We start from the raw sequence: 25,414 nt of genomic DNA, 5'->3' as shown, positions 1-25,414 counted from the left end.
ATTCAGTGCCAATATGTATCGGCACTGAGTCTAGGCTTACTACATATTAAGCTCTTTTAGCTTACGCGTTAGCGTGTTACGCCCCCACCCCAGTCGTTTCGCCGCATCTTGTTTATGGCCATGAGTATGGAACAAGGCCCGCTCGAGTAACACCCTTTCAAATACCAGCATCGCTTCATCTAAGATATTATTACGACCTGACTGTAGCTGTTCATCAGCCCAAGTTGCAAGCAAGGTTTGCCAATCACCTGACGCTTCCTGACTGTCTTTGCTTAAGGGGAGCTCATGGATCTCTGGCGGCAAATCATGGGGCAAGACTTCTTGCCCACTTGCCATCACTGTTAACCATCGACATACGTTCTCAAGCTGACGTACGTTTCCTGGCCACGGCAACTGCATCAAGATCTTTTTAGTTTCTTTACTCAGACTTTTGACTTCTACCCCTAGCTCCGCTCCTGCTTTTTGTAAGAAGTGCGCAGCGAGTAAAGGTACATCCTCTCGTCGCTCAGTTAAGCGCGGTATATGAATACGAATAACATTTAAGCGATGAAATAAGTCTTCTCTAAATTTGCCATCCGCTACGCGCTGCTCGAGGTTTTGGTGAGTGGCCGCAATGATCCTTACATCAACGCTGACAGGGTTATGACCGCCCACGCGATAAAATTGCCCATCCGCTAACACACGCAACAATCGAGTTTGCACATCAAGTGGCATGTCACCTATTTCATCGAGAAACAAGGTACCACCATCGGCTTGCTCGAATCGTCCTTGCCGGGCATTCTGTGCTCCAGTAAATGCGCCTTTTTCATGGCCGAACAATTCAGACTCAATTAAATCGGCCGGTATAGCCGCCATATTTAAGGCGATAAATGTTTGCTTTGCTCTAGGACTATGGCGATGCAAGGCTTGTGCAACAAGCTCTTTACCTGTGCCCGATTGACCATTAATCAACACACTGATACTCGAGCGAGATAAGCGCCCTACTGCTCTGAAGACTTCTTGCATAGCAGGAGCTTCACCGATGATTTCGGTCGCGGTCGCTAAAATCGGACGTTGATTACTTTTTGCTTGTTCTCGCACGTGAGTGAGTGCTCTGCGCACTAGGCCTACCGCTTCATCAATATCGAAAGGTTTTGGCAAATATTCAAACGCGCCGCTTTGATAAGCGTTTACCGCGCTGTCTAAATCAGAATGCGCAGTCATAATGATGACGGGAATGTTCGGATATCGCTTGTGCACTTCTTCAAGCAATGCCATACCATCCATTTGCGGCATACGAATATCCGACACAATCACCTCTGGTGGTTGATCCGTCTGCAACTGTAACAATAAATCTTCAGGATTCTCAAAGCTGAAACATGGAATGCTCGCAGCTTGCAGCGCTTTTTGTAACACCCAACGAATAGAACTATCGTCATCAACTATCCAAACTGGTTCTGTGCTCATGAATTAAGTTCCTTCCTGTTAATAGGAATATATAAAGTAAATTCCGTATGGCCTGACCAACTTTCTACGTCAATCTTGCCTTTGTGGTGGTCTATCAAAGTTTGTGCGATCGACAACCCTAGCCCCGTGCCTTCTTTTTTGCCGGTAACCATGGGATAAAACAAAGTGTCTTTTAGCTCGCTAGGTATCCCTGGGCCGTTATCAACCAAGCTGATTTTCATCGCCAATGGGTGTCGTTCACCGTGGATTGTGACTTGGCGTTCAATTCGTGTGACCACGTTAATTTTCCCCTCACTTTGCTCACTTTGCATCAAGGCCTGAACGCTATTACGCATAATATTAAGCACGGCCTGCTGCACCATGTCTTGGTCAATAATGCTCTCGGGAATACTTGGGTCGTAGTCACGATCAATCACAATATCGTGACTAAGATCCAGTTGAACCAAAGTGATGACTTTTTCCAATACACGATGGATATTGTGACTTTGAAAATTAGGCCGGGAATTGGGGCCAAGCAAACGATCCACCAAATTACGTAAGCGATCAGACTGCTCAATAATCATGGTAGTGAACTCTTTCAAGTCTGCCGACGGTAGCTCTTTTTCAAGTAATTGCGCAGCACCGCGAATGCCCCCTAGAGGGTTTTTTATCTCGTGGGCGAGCCCACGGATTAACTCACGAGCGGCCTGTTGCTGCGCCCACTGCTGTGTTTCTTGGCTGATCTTCTTTTGCTGCTCAATTAAACGAACTTCTAATAGTAGCGTTACTCCTTCTGCTGTATGTAAACAGGTGACGGTTACATCGGCGTGAGTGTGGCGACCATCGGCAAAGCTGATTTGTACATCACCGTCGGAATAACCTTCCCCGTGTTGCATGTCTTGAGTAAAACGAATGAAATCTAGACTTGAGTCAGCAATAAGTTGCTTAATAGGGCAATCTATCAACAGATTTAAACTGCGCTCAAACATTGCCTGAGCAGCGTGATTTGCTTCTACGATGGCAAGTTTTTCATTCAACAGGATAACCGCAGTCGATAAGTTATCCAGCAAGGTGTCGGTTTTCATTTTGAACGGCATAATCACAACAAGTTGCTACGCACCATTTTGGTGCTTAAAAATAAATTTCAGCGCATCATGTCCGATTGGTCAAGTGAATGTTCCTAATTAGGGCGATTCAGCACTGAGGCTTGGTGCAAATAAAAGGTCTGCTTAGGAGTGGATGCAAGTATCTTGCCCGACCTGTGGGCAAGCTCTACATGAAATGTATAAGCTCCTCGATTTAAACCATTAAGATTGAATAATCCCTTATTTTGGGAGATTACTTGATCATTTAAGTGCAATGTATACATCCCTTGCACCTGTGGCTCCAGGGCGGTGCGAATCGTTACCTTTCCGTTATTATCTCTGATAGTTTGCTCTGGCTTAGGAGAAATAACACTGAGATGTATTTCCTTGGTTTGTTTGCGAACGATTGGTGGTGTGGTGATAGATGAGGCAGAAACGCTTTTCAATGTCATGACTGAGCCAGATGACATAGGAACATGCTCACCCTGCTCGGTAGGAGCGTCGGTATAAATAATCCGGCCATCGTCTGTCGTAATTTTATATATCCTATCACTTGGTATAACTGCTAAAGACCAAGTACAAAGTATAAACGCCGCGATAATTGTCTTTATGTGAAACACTGATGACCTACCGTTATTATCTGAAAGCACAGTCTTAAAAACACCATAAAGTTTATACCAATCTCCCTATTGAGCATCATCCATTAGGCATACTTGAGCAACTATACGTATAAAACCCACTCTATAGATACAAAAAAGCCTGCATAAAGCAGGCTTTGAATCATTCACAGTGGCAGCTGCGCTACCTCAATGAAATATATTACACGCTGTAATACATATCGAATTCAACTGGATGAACAGAGGTATTCAATAGTTCAACTTCTTGCAATTTAAGTGCAATGTAAGCGTCAATCATATCATCGCTCATAACGCCGCCAGCGGTTAAGAATTCACGATCACCGTCAAGTGCTGCAAGCGCTTCTTCTAGAGAAGTGGCAACAGTTGGGATTTCAGCAGCTTCTTCTGGAGGTAGATCGTATAAATCTTTATCCATTGCATCGCCAGGATGAATTTTGTTCTTAATTCCGTCAAGGCCAGCCATCAACATGGCAGAGAATGCCAAGTAAGGGTTAGCAGTTGGATCAGGGAAACGAACTTCGATACGACGTGCTTTTTCGCTGTTCACGTGAGGAATACGAATTGAAGCAGAGCGGTTACGTGCAGAGTACGCAAGCATTACAGGTGCTTCAAATCCAGGTACGAGACGCTTATACGAGTTAGTTGATGCGTTAGCGAATGCGTTAATAGCACGAGCATGTTTGATAATACCGCCTATATAGAACAAGGCTTCTTCAGACATACCTGCGTATTTGTCGCCAGCGAAGATGTTTTTACCATCTTTAGAGATAGATTGGTGACAATGCATACCAGAGCCATTATCGCCAACAAGAGGCTTAGGCATAAACGTGGCAGTTTGACCGTAAGCATGGGCAACATTATGCACTACGTACTTGTAAATTTGGATCTCATCGGCTTTCTTAACAAGCGTATTGAAAAGACAAGCGATTTCGTTCTGACCAGCAGTAGCAACCTCATGGTGATGTGCTTCTACCGTCAAGCCCATCTCTTCCATAACCATACACATTGCTGCGCGAGTGTCATGCGATGAATCAACAGGAGGAACTGGAAAATAACCGCCTTTCACACCTGGACGGTGGGCCATGTTGCCGTCTTCAAACTCAGCGCCTGAATTCCACTTAGCTTCTGAAGAATCGATTTTGAAGAAAGAACCCGCCATATCAGTGTGGAAGCGAACATCATCAAACAAAAAGAATTCTGGCTCAGGGCCGAATAATACCGTGTCACCGATACCTGTAGATTTAAGGTACTCTTCTGCGCGATTTGCCACAGAGCGTGGGTCACGGTCGTAGCCTTGCATAGTATTTGGCTCAAGAATGTCACAACGAATGTTCACTTGTGTTTCTTCAGCAAATGGATCAACGACCAATGTATCTGTATCTGGCATCAATACCATGTCAGATTCGTTTATGCCTTTCCAACCCGCAATTGACGAACCATCGAACATTTTACCTTCTTCAAAGAAGTCTTCATTAACTTGATGAGATGGAATAGAGATATGCTGCTCTTTACCTTTAGTGTCCGTAAAGCGCAAATCTACAAATTTAGCTTCGTTTTCTTTAATAAACTGTAAAGCCTTTTCTACTGACATTTCGTCCTCCAGAATAAACGGTAATGTATAAATAACGTTGGTATTGGTTAACTTAGCAATTTTCGAAGCGATAATCATGCCAATCATAATAAAGGCGAAATCGCGGTTATTTGGGCTTTTCAAGTGGACACGGCTTGTTGCGCCCAGCACCAATGCACCAATCGAGAGCAAAAACGCACCATTACCGTGCATAAGGGGGTTTATCCCTTCTCTATGCCAAAGTAGGTGACACTTAATAGTGCAAATACAAATCTAAAAAGTTAAATCCGCATAAAAACTAAATGGTGTTCGCAAAATGCACATTATAACTGTACAATCCGCGCCCTATAAATTCCGTTAATGGTGGGTAAATCCACCCATACTAGAGAAAATATCATGAGCGCATCGCAAACCTCGACTGACAACTTGAGGAACATAGCAATTATTGCCCACGTTGACCACGGTAAAACCACCTTAGTCGACAAACTTTTACAACAGTCCGGTACGCTTGAGAGCAGAGGCGCTGCTGAAGAACGGGTTATGGATTCTAACGATATCGAGAAAGAACGCGGTATTACCATACTTGCTAAGAACACTGCGATCCGTTGGAATGACTACCGCATTAACATTGTAGACACCCCTGGACACGCCGATTTCGGTGGTGAAGTAGAGCGTGTTATGTCAATGGCCGACTCCGTATTGTTGTTAGTTGATGCACAAGAAGGCCCTATGCCACAAACGCGCTTTGTAACCCAAAAAGCGTTTGCTCAAGGCTTGAAGCCGATTGTTGTTATTAACAAAATCGATAAGCCTGGCGCGCGTCCTGATTGGGTTATTGATCAAGTTTTTGATTTGTTTGACAATTTAGGTGCCACTGACGATCAGCTTGATTTTCAAGTCGTTTACGCTTCTGCACTTAACGGTTGGGCTTCAAACGATGCCGATAAGCCAAGCGAAGATATGACACCATTGTTCGAAACTATCGTTAAGCATGTAAATGCACCTGATGCAGACATCGATGGTCCATTCCAAATGCAAATTTCTCAGCTTGATTACAACTCATATGTTGGTGTAATCGGTGTTGGCCGTGTTACACGTGGTTCAATTAAAACCAACCAAGCAGTAACGGTTATCGGTGCTGATGGTAAGAAACGTAACGGCAAAATGGGCCAAGTTTTAGGCTACATGGGCTTAGACAGAATGGAAGTCGATGTTGCTAACGCTGGTGACATTATTGCGGTTACCGGTTTAGGTGAGCTTAAAATTTCTGACACCATTTGTGATCAGAACACAGTTGAAGCCTTACCGCCGTTATCAGTTGATGAACCAACAGTAACCATGACATTCCAAGTAAACACCTCACCATTTTGTGGTAAAGAAGGTAAATACGTCACTTCGCGTAACATCCTTGAACGTTTACAAGATGAGCTAATTCACAACGTTGCACTACGTGTTGACGAGACACCTGATCCGGACAAATTCCGTGTATCTGGTCGTGGTGAATTACACTTGGGTATCTTGATTGAAAACATGCGTCGTGAAGGTTACGAGCTTGCTGTATCACGCCCAGAAGTAATTTTGCGTGAGGTTGACGGTAAATTAGAAGAACCGTTTGAAACTGTAACTATCGATGTTCAAGAAGACCATCAAGGTTCAATCATGGAGCAAATTGGCTTACGTAAAGGTGAGCTAACTAACATGTCTCCAGATGGTAAAGGCCGTATTCGTATGGACTTCATCATTCCTAGCCGTGGCTTGATTGGTTTCCAAACTGATTTCATGACCATGACTTCAGGTTCTGGCTTGATGTATCACACGTTTGACCATTATGGTCCGCACAAAGGTGGTAACATTGGTCAGCGTAAAAACGGTGTATTGATTGCTAACGCAACAGGTAAAGCACTAACCAACGCATTGTTTAACCTACAAGAGCGCGGCCGTTTATTTATCGGTCACGGTGTTGAAGTTTACGAAGGCATGGTTATTGGTATCCACAGCCGTGATAACGACCTTACAGTTAACGCCCTTAAAGGCAAGCAGTTAACCAACGTTCGTGCATCTGGTACAGATGAAGCACAATCTTTGGTTCCACCAGTCGTGCTTTCACTTGAGCAAGCGTTGGAATTCATTGATAACGACGAGCTAGTTGAAGTGACACCTAAGAGCATTCGTATCCGTAAGAAGTTATTAACGGAAAACGATCGTAAGCGCGCAGGTCGTTCAAAAGACTAATCAGTCTTACCTATCTAATAAAAGCGGCTCACATGAGCCGTTTTTTTTTGCTTTCACAAAGTGTTATTACGCAGATAACCTGCGCACAAAACGCAGTGCTGCTAGGCCTATCAAACTTAAAAATCCAAGACTGCCGCCAGAGCTACCTGAACTTCCTCCGCCGCTGGTGTCTTGATTGATTAATGTGTTGGCCACAGGATTCAATTCTGAGTGTGTCACACTGGCTGAGTCAGTCACCACTACATCACTGATAATGACCAAGTGTTGGTCTGTTACCTCTGCCCCTGCTGACAAATCTGCTTGAGTATAATCGCGCAAAGGCGCTGCGCTTGCCGCGCCCCCTAAATCAAATCGGTTAAGGGCGGCGATAGCATCGATAATATCCATACCGTCGCCTAGGACTTGACCAAAAACGGTGAAACCGCCATTTTGCACATCGAGGTTTGCGCTGTTGTTGTTAAGATTAATAAACCACTGAGATGTTGCACTGTTCGCATTGCCGCTCAATTTGGCCATAGCAATAGTGCCGCGCACGTTCGAAAGCTCAGGCTCATTTGCAACCGAACTCCCCGTTGGTACGCCATCGAGTGGTAGTGCGTTATTGTATTGAAAACCACCCGCTTGAATAACGAACCCGGGCTCTGAACGGTGTACTACGTTATTAGCATAAGCCCCAGAATTTACGTAGCTCAGGAAGTTATCTACTGTTTGCGGGGTTGTGTTATCGAACAGATTGATGTTTACATCACCGAGTACAGTTCGAATTTGCACTTCCGTCGCATGCGTAATATTCACTGCCGAGCAGCATAATCCTGCGACAAGCACAGTGTGTTTTAATTTAGGCTTCATGTATTAAATCATTTAAGTGGTTAAACAAGCCGCTAGATTAAAGCAATTGCACTGAGTGATTCTTAACAAATTGTAATCTTTTTCAGGTACACACTTTCAAAGAAGCTGAATATCTTGCTGCACCAAGTCGCTTAGAGAATGGCGAGTAATTAATAATTTGGCTTGCTCAATGTCCGGAGAAAAGTACCTGTCTTTATCGTAGAAAGTGACCTTGCTGCGCATCAAAGCGTGCACACTTTGCAACTGCGCACTGGTTTTTAAGGGAAATCGAAAATCGATACCTTGAGAAGCCGCCAACCATTCAATAGCCAAAATGCCCGCGACGTTATCAAAGATATCTCGTAGCCTTCGTCCCGCAAACGTCGCCATGGAGACGTGATCTTCCTGATTGGCAGAGGTGGGCAAGGAATCGATCGACGCAGGATGAGCGTAGCTTTTATTCTCGCTGGCTAGCGCGGCGCTTGTTACTTGTGCAATCATAAAACCAGAATTCACCCCGCCATTGTCCACCAAAAAAGGCGGCAAACCGCTTAAGCTAGAGTCAATGAGTAACGCCATGCGTCGCTCTGAAAGCGCGCCAATTTCTGCGAGGGCAATGGCGAGCATATCAGCGGCCATGGCCACGGTTTCGGCATGAAAATTACCGCCAGAAAGAATGTCGTCCGACTCTGAAAAGACGATTGGGTTATCCGACACGCCATTTGCTTCGGTGACAAGAATCTGTTTGGCGAAACGCATTTGCTGCAGGCATGCTCCCATCACTTGTGGCTGGCACCTTAAAGAGTATGGATCTTGTACCTTCTCGCACCCTCCATGGGATTTGCCTATCTCAGATTCCTGTAGCAAAGTTCTAAATCCTGTTGCCACGTCTATTTGTGCTTGATGCCCCCGGACAATATGAATACGCTCGTTGAAAGGCACACGAGAGCCAAGCGCTGCATCAACAGATAACGCGCCAATAGCGATGGAACTCGTTAAGGCATTTTCAGCATAAAACAGCCCTTGCAAGGCAAACGCCGTTGATGCCTGCGTACCATTTAACAGTGCTAAGCCTTCCTTAGGCGCTAATGAAATAGGCTGCAAGCCAGCGATCATCAGCCCTTTTTCGGCGGAAATCCGATTTCCTTGATATATGACCTCACCTTCCCCTAAAAGAACCGCGCTCATATGGGCAAGGGGTGCCAAATCACCAGACGCGCCTACTGAACCTTTTTCGGGTATTGCCGGATACACTTGATGATTGTATAAAGCGATCAATGCTTCTATAACGATTAATCGAATACCTGAGTAGCCTCTTGCTAGTGAATTGATCTTCAATAGCATAAGGAGTCTAACGGTCGATGCAGACATAAGTGTGCCAATACCAGCCGCATGCGACAGCACGATACTTCGCTGCAATAATTCGAGTTCATCCACCCCAATCTTAGTATTCGCCAGAAGCCCAAAACCGGTATTGATACCATATACGGTGCGACCTTGGGTTATGACATCTCGTACGGTTTGTTTTGCGCTATGAATGCGCTCAAAACTATCGGGGGCGAGCGTGATTGGCACATGACGCCTGTGTACTTGACGCATCGTTTCTATGGTTAACTTCCCAGGTTGAAGAAGATACTTCTGCTCCATTATTACACCTCCCCCTGTGGGTTTATGCTAGTCACTCGATCGCTCTGCATGGGTAAATCGAGCTTATGACGTTTAGCGCACTGCTTAGCGATTTCGTAGCCTGCGTCAGCGTGGCGCATAACGCCGGTGGCCGGGTCATTATGTAAAACGCGAGCTATGCGCTTATCAGCTTCTTCGCTACCGTCACAGACAATCACCATGCCCGAGTGCTGACTGAACCCCATCCCAACACCACCACCGTGATGCAAGCTCACCCATGTCGCGCCCGAAGCCGTATTCAACATGGCGTTTAGTAAAGGCCAATCAGAAACAGCATCAGAACCATCAAGCATACCTTCAGTCTCGCGGTTCGGTGATGCCACTGAGCCTGAATCCAAATGATCTCGCCCAATAACAATAGGAGCGGTCAATTCGCCGGTGCGCACCATTTCATTAAAAGCCAATCCCAATTTTTGCCTTTCCCCCAAGCCAACCCAACAAATACGCGCTGGTAAACCTTGAAATTGAATACGCTGGCTGGCCATATCTAGCCAATGATGCAAATGTTCGTTGTCGGGAATAAGCTCTTTTACCTTAGCATCAGTTTTATAGATGTCTTGTGGGTCACCTGATAAGGCCACCCAGCGAAATGGCCCTATGCCTTGGCAGAATAAAGGGCGAATGTAAGCAGGCACAAAGCCTGGAAAATCAAAGGCGTTTAGTACTCCTTCGTCCAGCGCCATCTGACGAATATTATTACCATAGTCTAGTGTTGCAGCGCCTTTAGCTTGCAAACCAAGCATGGCTTCAACATGTATTGCCATAGATTGCTTCGCTGCTTTCACCACGCTCGCTTCATTAACGGCGCGCGTTTGGGCTGCTTGGGCCAACGTCCACCCCTTAGGTAAATATCCGTTCAAAGGGTCGTGGGCACTCGTTTGATCCGTAACCACGTCGGGGGTAATGCCCTTGGCGAATATGTCGGGAAAGACGTCCGCGGCATTACCGACCAAGCCGATAGATATTGGTTTATTAGCGGCTCTTGCCGCATCAATTCGCGCTATCGCTTGGCTTAGCGAAGCTGCTTTTTCATCTAAATAACCTGTTTTAATCCGAAAATCGATCCGACTTTCATCCACCTCTACCGCCAACATTGAGAACCCGGCCATGGTAGCGGCCAGTGGTTGAGCGCCCCCCATTCCCCCGAGTCCAGCGGTTAATATCCATCGTCCCTGTGAGTTGCCCTCAAAGTGTGCTTTGGCCACGCTGACGAAGGTTTCGTATGTGCCTTGTACTATGCCCTGAGAGCCAATATAGATCCAAGAGCCAGCCGTCATTTGCCCATACATCATCAAGCCTTTTTTATCGAGCTCGTTGAAGTGCTCCCAGTTAGCCCAGTGAGGAACGAGATTTGAGTTCGCTATCAGTACCCTAGGCGCATTCTCATGGGTTGTGAAAACGCCCACAGGCTTTCCACTTTGCACTAATAGCGTTTCGTCATTGTTCATACGGGTTAGCACTTCAACGATTTTGTCATAGCAAGACCAATCCCTCGCGGCTCGTCCGATGCCGCCGTACACAACAAGCGCATGAGGATGTTCCGCCACTTCGGCATCAAGGTTATTCATTAACATTCGTAGGGCCGCTTCTGTCTGCCAACTCTTAGCTGTCAAAGTGCTCCCTCTTGCTGCTCGGATGGTGCGATTTCTATCGAGACGTTGCATTCTCACTCCTAATAGAACGGGAGAAATCGAGATGTCCTCCGATGCGGTAACGATTTCCTGGGTGGAATAACAAGGCGTAACTCACGATCCCTTTGGCTGAAAATGTACGACGACTCACTTGCAAACAGGGCTGGTTATTATCGATTGCTAAAACTTGAGCCACACTGTTAGTAGGTAATATCGCTTCAATAGCATGATCCGCTTGAGTCAACGGCGCGACGCTATTTAGATAATGGTTAGCCGTCGTCTGGCTGAAGTCCTGTTCTAGGTATTGCGGAGCCCATTTAGGGTTAACTAGGCGATCTTCAAGTTGTACTGGCTGGGCATTCTCTAAGTGCACGACTCGAGTATGAAACAGGTCTGTACCGACCATAATGTCAAACCAAGCGGCTTGCTGATTATTGGCTTTAACGCATTTTTGACTGAGTACCTCATTGCTGTAGTCATGGCCCCGACGCATAATTTCATCGTCTATACTTCGAATTTCCAGCAATGCGCTCATGGGGCGATGATCGCTTACAAATGTACCCACCCCTTGGCTGCGCGCCAGTACGCCTTCATCGACTAGTTCAGTTAACGCGCGCCTTGCGGTCATGCGGCTGACCTGAAATGTTTCTGCTAACTGATTTTCTGAGCCAACCTTGTCTCCGGGCTTCATTTTCCCAGACTCGATTTTATCTATTATGGCCGACTTAATTAAAACGTATCTTGGTTGCATTAATAGCTCCTGTTAGTTTGGCTAACTTACCCCAATAAACTTGTATATACAAGTATGTACAAGTAAGCTTAATTCTAAAATGGTGCGAGGTAGTAAATGAATCAGAATGCAGATTTCTGTATTAATAATGTCAATATAGCGACGATGCGCTCCACTACGCAGGCAGAAAATGATCCATACGGCATAAGAGAAAATGCCTGTATTTTCATTAAAAACGGCCTTATAGGCGCGATTGAGCCGGCAAAAAGACGACTAAGTAGCAAAATTAAAACGTTTGACGCACAAAGGAAATGGTTACTACCCGGTTTGATTGATTGTCACACTCATTTAGTGTTTGCAGGTAACCGCGCACTAGAGTTTGAGATGCGCCAGCAGGGCATGAGTTACGCGCAAATAGCGCAACAAGGCGGGGGTATTCAAAGTACCGTTAATGCCACACGTTTAGCTTCTTATGAGAGCCTATTCAATTCTGCCATTGGCCGCGCTGCACGCTTAGTTGAAGAAGGAGTAACCACGATTGAAATCAAGTCTGGTTATGGTCTTGATTTAGCAACAGAGCTTCGTATGTTGCAGGTGGCCAAAGATATCGAATCATATCTACTGGTCAATATTCAGCCGACCTATCTCGGAGCACATAGCGTACCGTTTGAATTTCACGAAGACCCAGATGCTTATGTGGACTTTGTTTGTGAACACGTCATGCCAGAAGTCATTAAGCAAGGGATTGCGACCAGTGTTGATGTGTTCTGTGAGTCAATCGCGTTTAGCCCAGTGCAATGTGAAAAAGTATTCCGTTCGGCTAAGCATTATGGTTTGAATATAAAAGCCCATGTAGAGCAATTATCTGATCTGAAAGGTGCGAGGTTAGCTGCCAAATTTAACGCATTGTCCGTTGACCATATCGAATACCTGTCACCTGACGATGTACCCGCAATCGCCAAATCTAATACCGTAGCTGTACTGTTACCTGGTGCGTTTTATCACCTACGCGAGACCCAACTCCCCCCTTTAACAGCACTTCGCCGACATCATGTACCAATAGCCTTGGCGAGCGACCTCAATCCCGGCAGCTCGCCTGTAGCATCATTACTAACGATCATGAATATGGGTTGCATATTATTTGGTATGACACCCGCAGAAGCGTTATCGGCTGTCACACGAAATGCGGCGCAGGCTCTAGGTCTAGCTCAGAAGGGACAAATTTCATCAGGTTTTGATGCAGATATGTGTTTATGGGACATACAACATCCTAATGAACTAAGCTACGGCATTAACCAAATTCGTCCGACTCGTGTTTGGGTTAATGGTAAAGAGCGCTGATATGAACAATACATTTATATGGCAGGGGCGCACTGATAATGAAGATAAGGCGCGTGGGTTAAGGTGGCATCAGGTTGTAAACCAAGAAGCGGGCTCTACAACTAACCCGCACTGTTGTTTAATTGGCCTCGCGTGCGATCTGGGCGTGAAAGAAAACAAAGGTAGAGTTGGTGCAAAAACGGGCCCAAATGCCATTCGTTCCGCCCTAGCCAACTTACCGTATCAGCACAATGTCAGTTTGCTCGATAAAGGCAATGTAGTCGCCAATGAATGCCTAGATTCCTGTCAGCAAAATTATGCAACTGAGGTATCAAAAGCGCTTAAGCAAAACTGTTTTGTTATTGGTTTAGGCGGCGGTCATGAGATAGCTTGGGGAAGTTACCTAGGTTTACAGCATGCATTCAACAACTCTGATGTGGCAAAGGATAATTCAAAACGTATCGGCATTATTAACTTCGACGCGCACTTTGATCTACGTTTACCAGCACCGCATGCTAGTTCTGGAACCCCATTTAGACAAATTCACCAGTACTGTACCGAGCATTCTCTAACATTTCACTACGCGTGTTTAGGAATAGCCAAGACCGCCAACACATTAGCATTATTTGATAGTGCAGCAATGACGGGCACACGATTTTTACTTGACGAAGATTGCTCCGTAGATAAAGCGATATCGATGCTTACGCCGATGTTGAGCGAAATTGACTTACTGTATGTCACGGTATGTCTTGATGCATTCTCAAGCGCTAATGCGCCGGGGGTGAGCGCGCCAAGCACATTGGGTATCGAGATACCCTTTGTGTTGCAAACCCTGAGATGGCTTGCCGTAAATCAGAACAAACTTGGTTATCAGTGGGCTTTAACGGATGTAGCAGAAATGAATCCCACTTACGATATCGACCAGCGAACAACTAAACTAGCAGCAAGGCTGTTATTCGAAGTAGTAAATGCGAAATTCCCTTAAGAACGTCCAAGAGTAACCAGAGATTAAATCTTGGCTGGTTACTCTTGGACAGAACAATTAACTCAATGTCCTATACAACCGCAATGATTTCCTCGATGGCTAGGCGAGCTTTAGGCAAGCCATAGTTCCAATCGTCATCGGTATTTTGATAGCCCATAGCCAAGGCTACTTCACAAATGTGACCATCAAGCTCGTCACTGAATTTCTCACCAATCAACTCTTTATCAACTCCTTCCATCGGTGTAGATGCGATACCTAATCGTGCAAGTGTGTGCATAATATTGCCAAGTGCTAGATACACTTGCGCTTTGGTCCAACTGCCATTGTATCCACTCTCGTCCGTATTCATTTCAGCAAAAGCGTATGCACCCATAAAGGAATCTCGCATGTCCGCGGGCAAGTGACCTGAACTCACCTCTGCATCAACACGCTTAACAAACTTTTCTTTAGTAAAGTGCGGGTCGTATGCTAGTAGAAGAGTATGTGATGCTTCTTTCGCATGGTGCTGGTTAAACTGATGTTTATTTGCAAACGTATCATGTAAGCGTTGCTTCCCTTCATCACTTTCAACTAGGATAAATTTCCAAGGTTGCGAATTAATCGATGAAGCGGATAAGCGGATCGCTTCTTTAATAACGGCGATATCTTTATCCGAAATCCGCTTAGACGTATCGTATTTTTTCACTGTATAACGCGTGCTTAAATCTTTGATAATTTGGTGAGACATTATTAACCGCCTTGTTTGTAAGGATATCTAAAAGTATGGACGCAATTGTATGCGCTTTTGAGGCAACTGATAATTAGGCAAAACATTGAAAGACTTTATTGATTACTTTGACAATCTAAATGAACTGGAAGGCCCTTTTTTAGAAACGCTAAATCCCCCCTTGCCATACACCAACTCCATTAAATAATTAGCCACACAACGAAAATTTAAAAGACTTATACCAATCCGCATTAATACAGGATTTATCATTGCTCGATTATCGTTTGCGCGAGAGCGCTTAGGATGAAGTCACCTTGGTGATGTGTCTCGGTTGCCTTTGGTATTTTCTGTGTCGCAGAAACGAAAAAAGCCACCCGATTAAGGTGGCTTCATTCTAAATGGGCGTCTGGCGGTGTCTTCCGCCAACCGCGTTGTCTCGCAACAGGTTGTTGCAGCTCACGCTTATCGCAACCGTCGCATCGGATGCCACGCATGGGGGTAAAAGCGGGGCTTTTAGGAGCGTAGTTCCTGCCGCTTGAACGGGCAGCATGGATGCTGCACTGGAGGTAGCCCCATGGATGGGTGGCAACGAGTAGCTTAGTATGTGCTTAACTATTGCATGGGATGCCCCGCATGACACTCGAGGAATTTGGTTTCTTTATGTGTGGGTGGCATTGCGCGACAGCGCTTAAGGGAAAGGGCTATCCGTTGATGCCGTATCAACCTTGCATTACTTTATCCTGCACATGCAAAAAAGGGCTACCTCGGTCGCCGCGCGATTGAGGATAGTCATTTCTTTATTGGGAGTCTGGCAGTGTCTTCCGCCAATATCGATTGTCTTTGGTATTTTCTGTGTCGCAGAAACGAAAAAAGCCACCCGATATAGGTGGCTTCATTCTAAATGGGAGTCTGGGTAAGGCTGGTATCTTTAGTTGCACAGCAACGTCCAGCCGCACGACACGCCAAGGAAGGCGTGGCTGGTGCGCAACACCAGGGATGGGTTGTTCTTCAGCTTTCATGCAAAGCACTAGAGTCGAATGCCCTTGATGGGTGAAAACGGGGCTCTTTGGAGCACCGCTCCAGCCGTTTGAACGACCGACATGGATGTCGGGCTGGACTGAGCTACAGGGAAGTATGACACCTAGGCGTCTACTTCGTTAACAAGCCTTAAAATGCGATTTCGACTACAGTTGATTTTTCTATCGCGCAGAAACGAAAAAAGCCACCCGATATAGGTGGCTTCATTCTAAATGGGAGTCTGGCAGTGTGCTACTCTCGCATGGGGAAACCCCATACTACCATCGCCGCTAATGCGTTTCACTTCTGAGTTCGAGATGGGATCAGGTGGGGCCGCATCGCTATGGCCGCCAGACATAAACTGTTATCTATCAAGCCGTAGCTTAATAAATCAATATGTAAAAGCTGATGCCGTTCCCTTGCAGGTCTGGCTGTAATCATCGCTAAATCTCTTTAGTCTTACTCTTGATTAAATACTTGTCATACAAACAACATCCAAAGTCATTTGGGCGTTGTATGGTTAAGCCTCACGGGCAATTAGTACAGGTTAGCTTAACGCCTTGCAACGCTTCCACATCCTGCCTATCAACGTCGTAGTCTTCAACAACCCTTTAGGACAGTTAAACTGCCAGGGATGACTCATCTTGGGGCTCGCTTCCCGCTTAGATGCTTTCAGCGGTTATCGATTCCGAACGTAGCTACCGGGCAATGCTTTTGGCAAAACAACCCGAACACCAGCGGTTCGTCCACTCCGGTCCTCTCGTACTAGGAGCAGCTCCCCTCAATCATCCAACGCCCACACCAGATAGGGACCGAACTGTCTCACGACGTTCTAAACCCAGCTCGCGTACCACTTTAAATGGCGAACAGCCATACCCTTGGGACCGACTTCAGCCCCAGGATGTGATGAGCCGACATCGAGGTGCCAAACACCGCCGTCGATATGAACTCTTGGGCGGTATCAGCCTGTTATCCCCGGAGTACCTTTTATCCGTTGAGCGATGGCCCTTCCATACAGAACCACCGGATCACTATGACCTACTTTCGTACCTGCTCGACGTGTCTGTCTCGCAGTTAAGCTGGCTTATGCCATTGCACTAACCTCCTGATGTCCGACCAGGATTAGCCAACCTTCGTGCTCCTCCGTTACTCTTTGGGAGGAGACCGCCCCAGTCAAACTACCCACCAGGCACTGTCCGCATTCCCGATAAGGGAACAACGTTAGAACATCAAACGTACAAGGGTGGTATTTCAAGGTTGACTCCACGCAAACTGGCGTTCACGCTTCGAAGTCTCCCACCTATCCTACACATGTAGGGTCAATGTTCAGTGCCAAGCTATAGTAAAGGTTCACGGGGTCTTTCCGTCTAGGTGCGGGTACACAGCATCTTCACTGCGATTTCAATTTCACTGAGTCTCGGGTGGAGACAGCGTGGCCATGGTTACACCATTCGTGCAGGTCGGAACTTACCCGACAAGGAATTTCGCTACCTTAGGACCGTTATAGTTACGGCCGCCGTTTACCGGGGCTTCGATCAAGAGCTTCGCTTGCGCTAACCCCATCAATTAACCTTCCGGCACCGGGCAGGTGTCACACCGTATACGTCATCTTTCGATTTAGCACAGTGCTGTGTTTTTAATAAACAGTCCCAGCCACCTTTTCACTGCGGCCCCCATTCGCTCATGAAGCAAGTTCAATCACAAACAGGGGCGTACCTTCTCCCGAAGTTACGGTACGATTTTGCCGAGTTCCTTCACCCGAGTTCTCTCAAGCGCCTTAGTATTCTCTACCTGACCACCTGTGTCGGTTTGGGGTACGGTTCGATATATCATAAGTTTAGAGGCTTTTCCTGGAAGCAGGGTATTTGCAACTTCAATTCCGTAGAATCTCGTCTCGTGTCTCAGGCATGTAGAATCCCGGATTTACCTAAGATTCAACCCTACACACTTTCACATAGACAACCAACGCTATGCTTGCATAACCTTCTCCGTCCCCCCATCACTGATATACCAAGTACGGAAATATTAATCCGTTTCCCATCGACTACGCATTTCTGCCTCGCCTTAGGGGCCGACTTACCCTGCCCTGATTAGCATGGGACAGGAAACCTTGGTCTTCCGGCGTGCGGGTTTTTCACCCGCATTATCGTTACTCATGTCAGCATTCGCACTTGTGATATGTCCAGCAAACCTCTCAGTTCACCTTCAGCCACTTACACAACGCTCCCCTACCACGCAAAGTAAACTTTGCGTCCGCAGCTTCGGTATATTGCTTAGCCCCGTTACATCTTCCGCGCAGGCCGACTCGACTAGTGAGCTATTACGCTTTCTTTAAAGGGTGGCTGCTTCTAAGCCAACCTCCTAGCTGTCTTAGCCTTCCCACATCGTTTCCCACTTAGCAATAATTTTGGGACCTTAGCTGGCGGTCTGGGTTGTTTCCCTCTTCACGACGGACGTTAGCACCCGCCGTGTGTCTCCCGGATAGTACTCACTGGTATTCGGAGTTTGCAAAGGGTTGGTAAGTCGGGATGACCCCCTAGCCTTAACAGTGCTCTACCCCCAGTGGTATTCGTCCGAGGCGCTACCTAAATAGCTTTCGGGGAGAACCAGCTATCTCCCGGTTTGATTGGCCTTTCACCCCCAGCCACAAGTCATCCGCTAACTTTTCAACGTTAGTCGGTTCGGTCCTCCAGTTGATGTTACTCAACCTTCAACCTGCCCATGGCTAGATCACCGGGTTTCGGGTCTATACCTTGCAACTAAAACGCGCAGTTAACACTCGCTTTCGCTACGGCTCCCCTATTCGGTTAACCTTGCTACAAAATATAAGTCGCTGACCCATTATACAAAAGGTACGCAGTCACAGAACAAGTCTGCTCCCACTGCTTGTACGTATACGGTTTCAGGTTCTATTTCACTCCCCTCACAGGGGTTCTTTTCGCCTTTCCCTCACGGTACTAGTTCACTATCGGTCAGTTAGGAGTATTTAGCCTTGGAGGATGGTCCCCCCATGTTCAGTCAAGATAACACGTGTCCCGACCTACTCGATTTCACTTAAAATTCGCGTTCGTGTACAGGGCTATCACCTTGTATCGCTGTGCTTTCCAACACCTTCCACTCGCTTGTAATTAGCTTAAGGGCTAATCCCCGTTCGCTCGCCGCTACTAGGGGAATCTCGGTTGATTTCTTTTCCTAAGGGTACTTAGATGTTTCAGTTCCCCTCGTTTGCCTCATACAGCTATGTATTCACTGTATGATACCGCCGAAGCGGTGGGTTTCCCCATTCGGACATTTGTGGATCAAAGCATTTTGTCGGCTCCCCACAACTTTTCGCAGACTTACACGTCCTTCATCGCCTCTAACTGCCTAGGCATCCACCGTATACGCTTAGTCACTTAACCATACAACCCCAAATAACCTTCAATATTTGACGTATAGACATTACTCATAACCGAAGTTATCAGTATATCTACTGTGTATGCGTGACAAGTATTCATTTTCAAATCAGATAGAGTAAGCTCTTAAAGCGTTCTCTTAGTTTTGATTACTTTTATCAGCTTTCCATATTGTTAAAGAACATTGTGATACCGAAGTACGCACAATTAAGGTTTAAAAAACCTTAATCAATAAACATTTAATGTAATGCGTATTGATTAAGGCTACTTAATCTTTTTGAGCAAAAATCACTTTCTTAGAAAGTGGTGGAGCTAAGCAGGATCGAACTGCTGACCTCCTGCGTGCAAGGCAGGCGCTCTCCCAGCTGAGCTATAGCCCCTCAAAAATCATTGAGGATTTTATTTTTTGGCCAGTTCGTATTTAGGCTAGGCGGATACCAAGGACGTTTAGCCTGCTAAACGACGAGGTGTCCAACACCGCATAAATGCGAAATGGTAGGCTTGGGCAGACTTGAACTGCCGACCTCACCCTTATCAGGGGTGCGCTCTAACCAGCTGAGCTACAAGCCTCTTGCTCGGTCTTTGTCATTGATACTGCCTTGCTGCAGAATTTGCTTGGTCATTAACAGACGTTAACTCCCGGCGACAAATTCTTCGCGGCGTTGCCTCAATAACAAATCCACTTCGCAATCTTCTTTCGAACATTGCGACAAGTTGCTTGAATATCCCAAGCACTTCTTTTTTGCTCTTCTTTACTAACAACAAAACAATCTGTGTGAACACTCAGCCTGATGAGGCCGACCTAATAGTAAGGAGGTGATCCAACCCCAGGTTCCCCTAGGGTTACCTTGTTACGACTTCACCCCAGTCATGAATCACAAAGTGGTAACCGTCCTCCCGAAGGTTAAACTAGCTACTTCTTTTGCAACCCACTCCCATGGTGTGACGGGCGGTGTGTACAAGGCCCGGGAACGTATTCACCGCAACATTCTGATTTGCGATTACTAGCGATTCCGACTTCATGGAGTCGAGTTGCAGACTCCAATCCGGACTACGACGAGCTTTAAGGGATCCGCTTACTCTCGCAAGTTTGCTTCCCTCTGTACTCGCCATTGTAGCACGTGTGTAGCCCTACTCGTAAGGGCCATGATGACTTGACGTCGTCCCCACCTTCCTCCGGTTTGTCACCGGCAGTCTCCTTAGAGTGCCCAACTTAAGGCTGGCAACTAAGGACAGGGGTTGCGCTCGTTGCGGGACTTAACCCAACATCTCACGACACGAGCTGACGACAGCCATGCAGCACCTGTATCTAGATTCCCGAAGGCACCAATTCATCTCTGAAAAGTTTCTAGTATGTCAAGAGTAGGTAAGGTTCTTCGCGTTGCATCGAATTAAACCACATGCTCCACCGCTTGTGCGGGCCCCCGTCAATTCATTTGAGTTTTAACCTTGCGGCCGTACTCCCCAGGCGGTCTACTTATCGCGTTAGCTTCGCTACTCACGGATTAAATCCACAAACAGCTAGTAGACAGCGTTTACGGTGTGGACTACCAGGGTATCTAATCCTGTTCGCTACCCACACTTTCGCACATGAGCGTCAGTTACTGACCAGGGAGTCGCCTTCGCCACTGATGTTCCTCCAGATATCTACGCATTTCACCGCTACACCTGGAATTCCACTCCCCTCTCCAAAACTCTAGCCTGCCAGTTCTAAATGCAATTCCCAGGTTGAGCCCAGGGCTTTCACATCTAGCTTAACAAACCGCCTGCGTGCGCTTTACGCCCAGTAATTCCGATTAACGCTCGGACCCTCCGTATTACCGCGGCTGCTGGCACGGAGTTAGCCGGTCCTTCTTCTGTTGCTAACGTCACAGCTAACGGGTATTAACCGTTAACCTTTCCTCACAACTGAAAGTGCTTTACAACCCGAAGGCCTTCTTCACACACGCGGCATGGCTGCATCAGGGTTTCCCCCATTGTGCAATATTCCCCACTGCTGCCTCCCGTAGGAGTCTGGACCGTGTCTCAGTTCCAGTGTGGCTGATCTTCCTCTCAGAACAGCTAGAGATCGTCGCCTTGGTGAGCCTTTACCTCACCAACAAGCTAATCTCGCTTAGGCTACTCTTTGCGCGGGAGCCGGAGCCCCCTTTGGTCCGAAGACGTTATGCGGTATTAGCTATCGTTTCCAATAGTTATCCCCCACACAAAGGCATATTCCTAAGTATTACTCACCCGTCCGCCACTCGTCATCTCCTAGCAAGCTAGAAATGTTACCGTTCGACTTGCATGTGTTAGGCCTGCCGCCAGCGTTCAATCTGAGCCATGATCAAACTCTTCAATTAAATATTTATCGAACATGAATTTTTTTGGTAGACACTCATCAAGTGAGTGCCCACACAGATTGTCTTGTTATTAATTGTTAAAGAACAGTGCTACCGAAGTAGCGTGCTTCCTTGGAAGCGGCTTAAGATGCTGTCCGTGGACCCTCTTAAGCGGGAGGCGTATAATACGCTCTCAAGTTTCGATGTCAAGGCGTTATTTTTATTTAATTTCAAATCAATTTTTGACGTAAATCACAAACTGAAAAACCAAACTAAACTGCCTTACATCACGCTGATTAAAGTCTTTATAAAAGGCTTAAATCACCTGGTGAAAACCAGTGTCGGTGCAGCTGTTTTAGCGGCTGTCCCGAAGCGAGAGGCGCATTATAGAGATCCCTTTTTTGATCGCAAGTGTTTATTTCAATAAATGCTAAATAAAGCCTGTAGAGAATGTTTTTTGAACAAAACTCGCGCTTTACTGTCTATTTAGTAAATTTGTTGTTAAGTTTAGACTCTTAAGTGGCACGGATGTCATAACGTCGAAGTCGGTTTTAGTTATTGGATATCTGAAAAATGAAAAAAATAATAAAAGTAGCGTTCATTGCGAGCTTAATTTCGTCCGTATACAGTGTCGGTGCTCAAGAAGCTGAGGTTTCGAATGGTAACCATGCAACTAGTTCATTCGTAAAACGTCAAGTCGCTCAAAATATGTCGATAGGTCGTGCCGTCAAAAGTATTGCTAGTAATTACCCACAAGAAACATCCAGTGTGGTGAGCACGGCATTAGATATGTATCCAGATAAGTATCAAGAAATTATACACGCCGCAATATCCGCTCAGCCTATGTTGACAGAAGATATCGTCAAGATTGCTTTAGAAAAGGAAATCGCTAGTTGTACTGCGATTGTTAAAACCGCAATTAATGCTGAACCAAGTTATGTTGACTTTGTTGTAACAGCTGCAGCTAATTCAACCCCCGATGAACTGAACGAGATTGTGAGAGTCGCAGTCATTACAGAACCTGATTCCGCTGACTTTATTGTTCAGTCGTTAGCGCAACAGCACCCTAACAAAATCGTTGATATACTAACTTCTGCGATTGATGCAGTTCCGCTCGTCGGCGAGTATGTGGTTGAAGCATTGCTTGCTATCTTTCCTAACGATGCTGAAAGTGTCGTTAGTACAGCTGTTCGCGAGTCTGGGCCACAAAGAGATAATGTTAGAAGAATTATTGAGACGGCACAAAATTTCGGACTTGATGAAGACAGCATATATAAGTATGCAAAGGAAGGTGGCGCTACTGATGAAGAAATCACAGCCGCACTAAAAATTGTTACTGAACAATAGCTATCTAATTTTCAAAGATTTTAATATTATCAAACCGGATTATTATCCGGTTTTTTATAACTGTTATCACCTTGCCCTTAGCCTACATATCCGTCTTATGCACTACCCAAAAGTCCTCTGTGCATTGTCCCGCTGAAATAGCTGTTCTGTCACAGTCTGTTGCTGTTGCTGCTGCTGCTAATATATGATTAGTAATATGCGTAAGGCGACTCATAGAGCATTTGCCTTAGGATAGTTAGCGGTGAAAGATAAGTAATGAAAACCAATAGGGAGATATAATGGACTGCACACTTTGTTCTCCAGCATAGGCCTTAAAAAACGGTACGCTCCTACTCAGTAGCTACAAAGCAATGTTTAGTTATTCTATGAATTTCAGACATAAAAAAACCGGATTAAAATCCGGTTTTTTTATTGTAGGAATTTTTATTCCGCAGCTGCGTCTTCAGTCTCTACGACTTCTTCCACTTCTGGGCGGTCTACTAATTCTACATATGCCATTGGAGCATTATCGCCGGTACGGAAACCGCATTTTAAAATGCGAATATATCCACCAGGACGCTCTTCATAGCGAGGGCCAAGTTCATTAAATAACTTACCTACAACTTCTTTATCACCAGTACGTGCAAACGCTAAACGGCGATTTGCAACACTGTCTTGCTTAGCAAGTGTGATAAGAGGTTCAATTACGCGACGTAGTTCTTTCGCTTTAGGAAGAGTTGTTTTAATCAACTCACTCTTCACCAATGAGCCAGCCATATTGCGAAACATCGCTTGACGGTGACTACTATTACGATTCAACTGACGACCACTCTTACGATGGCGCATAGTCCTATCCTTCTTTAAAAATCAGTTTTAAATCTGATTAATCTTTTTCTGCGATGCTTTCTGGTGGCCAGTTCTCTAAGCGCATGCCTAGTGAAAGTCCACGAGAAGCTAGTACATCTTTGATCTCAGTAAGAGATTTTTTACCTAAGTTAGGGGTTTTTAACAACTCAACTTCGGTGCGTTGTACTAGATCACCAATATATTGTATCGCTTCTGCTTTAAGGCAGTTAGCTGAACGTACTGTAAGTTCTAAATCATCAACTGGGCGAAGAAGAATCGGATCAAATTCCGGCTTCTCTTCTTTCTCAACAGGCTCTGACATATCACGAAGTTCAACGAATGCGTCTAATTGCTCAGCTAATATAGTTGCTGAGCGACGAATCGCTTCTTCGGGATCGATAGTGCCATTGGTTTCCATATCGATAATTAACTTGTCTAAATCAGTGCGTTGTTCAACACGCGCAGACTCAACGTTGTACGAAATACGTGATACTGGACTAAATGAAGCATCAACCAATAAACGACCAATTGGGCGATCATCTTCTTCAGAAGAGCGACGAGTTGACGCTGGAACGTACCCACGACCCATTTCTACTTTAATGCGCATGCTGAGTTCAGCTTCGCCAGTTAAAGTACAAAGAACGTGACTTGGGTTTACGATTTCAACATCACCATCATGCTGGATGTCTCCAGCTAATACTGGGCCCGCACCGGACTTCACTAATGTTAGTGTTGCTTCGGTTTTGCCTTCAAGACGTACCGCCAAACCTTTAAGGTTAAGCAATATTTCGATAACGTCTTCTTGAACGCCTTCTTTGGTGCTGTACTCGTGTAATACACCGTCGATCTCAACTTCAGTCACTGCACAACCTGGCATAGATGACAAAAGAATACGACGTAACGCATTACCCAATGTATGACCAAAACCACGCTCCAAAGGCTCTAAAGTGACCTTTGCACGTGTAGGCGAAACGTTATCAATTTCAACTAACCTTGGTTTTAAGAATTCAGTTACAGAACCCGACATTGTTACCTCTCTTCTTTAAGCTTTACTTAGAGTAAAGTTCGACAATCAACTGTTCGTTTATTTCAGCAGACAAATCAGTTCTTTCAGGAACACGTTTAAATGTGCCTTCCATCTTTTTGCTGTCCACTTCAATCCAAGTTGGTTTCTCACGTTGCTCAGCAAGCTCTAAAGCAGAAACAATACGAGCTTGTTTTTTAGCTTTTTCACGTACAGATACAACATCATCAGCAGAAACATTAAAAGAAGGAACGTTAACAACTTGACCGTTAACCAAAATTGCTTTGTGGCTAACTAGTTGACGCGCTTCAGAACGAGTGCTAGCAAAACCAATGCGGTAAACAACATTGTCTAAACGTTGCTCTAAAAGTTGCAACAAGTTTTCACCTGTATTGCCTTTTAAGCGTGCCGCTTCTTTATAGTAGTTACGGAATTGCTTTTCAAGAACACCGTACATACGACGAACTTTTTGCTTTTCACGTAATTGAACACCGTAGTCAGACAAACGTCCACGACGTGCGCCGTGTTGACCAGGTGCGTTATCAATTTTACATTTTGATTCGATTGCTCGAACGCCACTTTTTAGGAACAAGTCTGTTCCTTCGCGGCGGCTAAGTTTGAGTTTTGGACCCAAATATCTTGCCATTAT

Annotated in this window: 17 protein-coding genes, 2 tRNA genes and 3 rRNA genes; 5 read left to right on the top strand and 17 right to left on the bottom strand. The window is 45.7% G+C overall.

Going from position 1 to position 25,414, the window contains the following annotated elements; genetic code table 11:
- Positions 1–39: 39 nt before the first annotated feature.
- From glnG to glnA, 4 genes are all read right to left on the bottom strand, one after another.
- On the bottom strand, positions 40–1,446 hold the full coding sequence (glnG, locus tag AC0VYA_RS04935; RefSeq protein ID WP_011573895.1) for a nitrogen regulation protein NR(I): 1,407 nt from the start codon (positions 1,444–1,446) through the stop codon (positions 40–42).
- Positions 1,443–2,522: a nitrogen regulation protein NR(II) gene (glnL, locus tag AC0VYA_RS04930; protein ID WP_011573894.1), complete on the bottom strand. Its 1,080-nt coding sequence runs from the start codon at positions 2,520–2,522 to the stop codon at positions 1,443–1,445. The genes glnG and glnL overlap by 4 nt, the downstream gene beginning before the upstream one ends.
- Before the next feature lie 83 nt (positions 2,523–2,605).
- The gene (locus AC0VYA_RS04925; RefSeq protein ID WP_475490246.1) at positions 2,606–3,130 is read right to left on the bottom strand and encodes a DUF4124 domain-containing protein; all 525 of its coding nucleotides are present in this window, start codon (positions 3,128–3,130) and stop codon (positions 2,606–2,608) included.
- Positions 3,131–3,329: 199 nt separating this feature from the next.
- The gene (gene glnA, locus AC0VYA_RS04920; protein WP_011573892.1) at positions 3,330–4,739 is read right to left on the bottom strand and encodes a glutamate--ammonia ligase; all 1,410 of its coding nucleotides are present in this window, start codon (positions 4,737–4,739) and stop codon (positions 3,330–3,332) included.
- Between the two features lie 375 nt (positions 4,740–5,114).
- On the opposite strand from glnA, the gene typA reads away from it, so the two are divergent.
- Complete coding sequence (gene typA / locus AC0VYA_RS04915; RefSeq protein ID WP_041713387.1) at positions 5,115–6,950, top strand: translational GTPase TypA; 1,836 nt, start codon at positions 5,115–5,117, stop codon at positions 6,948–6,950.
- 66 nt (positions 6,951–7,016) lie between these two features.
- Here typA and AC0VYA_RS04910 read toward each other — a convergent pair whose 3' ends face one another.
- The 4 genes from AC0VYA_RS04910 to hutC all read right to left on the bottom strand — a co-directional run bounded on the left by AC0VYA_RS04910 (position 7,017) and on the right by hutC (position 11,846).
- Positions 7,017–7,799 (bottom strand): peptidylprolyl isomerase, encoded by a 783-nt coding sequence (locus tag AC0VYA_RS04910; RefSeq protein ID WP_475490245.1) that lies wholly within the window; start codon positions 7,797–7,799, stop codon positions 7,017–7,019.
- A gap of 96 nt (positions 7,800–7,895) precedes the next feature.
- Positions 7,896–9,425 (bottom strand): histidine ammonia-lyase, encoded by a 1,530-nt coding sequence (gene hutH / locus AC0VYA_RS04905; protein ID WP_475490244.1) that lies wholly within the window; start codon positions 9,423–9,425, stop codon positions 7,896–7,898.
- 2 nt (positions 9,426–9,427) lie between these two features.
- Positions 9,428–11,128 carry a urocanate hydratase gene (hutU, locus tag AC0VYA_RS04900; protein ID WP_475490243.1) on the bottom strand — a complete coding sequence of 567 codons (1,701 nt, stop codon included), beginning with the start codon at positions 11,126–11,128 and terminating at the stop codon, positions 9,428–9,430.
- Complete coding sequence (hutC, locus tag AC0VYA_RS04895; RefSeq protein ID WP_011573887.1) at positions 11,112–11,846, bottom strand: histidine utilization repressor; 735 nt, start codon at positions 11,844–11,846, stop codon at positions 11,112–11,114. The genes hutU and hutC overlap by 17 nt, the downstream gene beginning before the upstream one ends.
- Positions 11,847–11,942: 96 nt before the next feature.
- Between hutC and hutI the strand changes: the two genes are divergently transcribed.
- Together hutI and hutG are read left to right on the top strand one after the other, a co-directional pair.
- Positions 11,943–13,166, top strand: coding sequence for an imidazolonepropionase (gene hutI, locus AC0VYA_RS04890; protein WP_475490242.1), 1,224 nt, complete (start codon positions 11,943–11,945; stop codon positions 13,164–13,166).
- Between the two features lies 1 nt (position 13,167).
- Entirely contained in the window at positions 13,168–14,130 is a 963-nt protein-coding gene (hutG, locus tag AC0VYA_RS04885) for a formimidoylglutamase (protein WP_475490241.1), read from the top strand.
- A 70-nt stretch (positions 14,131–14,200) separates the two neighbouring features.
- Here hutG and AC0VYA_RS04880 read toward each other — a convergent pair whose 3' ends face one another.
- The 6 genes from AC0VYA_RS04880 to AC0VYA_RS04855 all read right to left on the bottom strand — a co-directional run bounded on the left by AC0VYA_RS04880 (position 14,201) and on the right by AC0VYA_RS04855 (position 21,590).
- Entirely contained in the window at positions 14,201–14,857 is a 657-nt protein-coding gene (locus AC0VYA_RS04880; RefSeq protein WP_475490240.1) for a nitroreductase family protein, read from the bottom strand.
- Between the two features lie 1,235 nt (positions 14,858–16,092).
- Positions 16,093–16,208: ribosomal RNA gene (gene rrf, locus AC0VYA_RS04875) — 5S ribosomal RNA — on the bottom strand.
- Positions 16,209–16,369: 161 nt separating this feature from the next.
- Positions 16,370–19,254 (bottom strand): 23S ribosomal RNA (locus AC0VYA_RS04870).
- Between the two features lie 298 nt (positions 19,255–19,552).
- A tRNA-Ala gene (locus AC0VYA_RS04865) sits at positions 19,553–19,628 on the bottom strand.
- Positions 19,629–19,741: 113 nt separating this feature from the next.
- Positions 19,742–19,818 (bottom strand) — tRNA-Ile (locus AC0VYA_RS04860).
- 239 nt (positions 19,819–20,057) lie between these two features.
- A 16S ribosomal RNA gene (locus tag AC0VYA_RS04855) occupies positions 20,058–21,590 on the bottom strand.
- The 16S, 23S and 5S rRNA genes sit together here with 2 tRNA genes alongside, the layout of an rRNA operon.
- A gap of 136 nt (positions 21,591–21,726) precedes the next feature.
- On the opposite strand from AC0VYA_RS04855, the gene AC0VYA_RS04850 reads away from it, so the two are divergent.
- Positions 21,727–21,996 (top strand): hypothetical protein, encoded by a 270-nt coding sequence (locus AC0VYA_RS04850; RefSeq protein ID WP_475490239.1) that lies wholly within the window; start codon positions 21,727–21,729, stop codon positions 21,994–21,996.
- A 146-nt stretch (positions 21,997–22,142) separates the two neighbouring features.
- Positions 22,143–22,916, top strand: a complete 774-nt coding sequence (locus AC0VYA_RS04845; RefSeq protein WP_475490238.1) for a hypothetical protein — start codon at positions 22,143–22,145, stop codon at positions 22,914–22,916.
- Between the two features lie 423 nt (positions 22,917–23,339).
- Here the strand turns inward: AC0VYA_RS04845 and rplQ are convergent, their stop codons facing one another.
- The 3 genes from rplQ to rpsD are packed head-to-tail and all read right to left on the bottom strand — an operon-like array spanning position 23,340 to position 25,411.
- A complete protein-coding gene (rplQ, locus tag AC0VYA_RS04840; RefSeq protein WP_006990557.1) occupies positions 23,340–23,741 on the bottom strand; it encodes a 50S ribosomal protein L17 in 402 nt (133 codons plus the stop codon).
- Between the two features lie 37 nt (positions 23,742–23,778).
- The gene (locus AC0VYA_RS04835; protein WP_006990558.1) at positions 23,779–24,768 is read right to left on the bottom strand and encodes a DNA-directed RNA polymerase subunit alpha; all 990 of its coding nucleotides are present in this window, start codon (positions 24,766–24,768) and stop codon (positions 23,779–23,781) included.
- Positions 24,769–24,790: 22 nt separating this feature from the next.
- Positions 24,791–25,411, bottom strand: a complete 621-nt coding sequence (gene rpsD, locus AC0VYA_RS04830; RefSeq protein WP_006990559.1) for a 30S ribosomal protein S4 — start codon at positions 25,409–25,411, stop codon at positions 24,791–24,793.
- Positions 25,412–25,414 lie beyond the last annotated feature (3 nt).

The organism is Paraglaciecola sp. QJM3NY_14 (assembly GCF_056173245.1).
The sequence above is the reverse complement of the archived record's forward strand: the minus strand, read 5'-3'. Positions and strand labels throughout refer to the sequence as shown.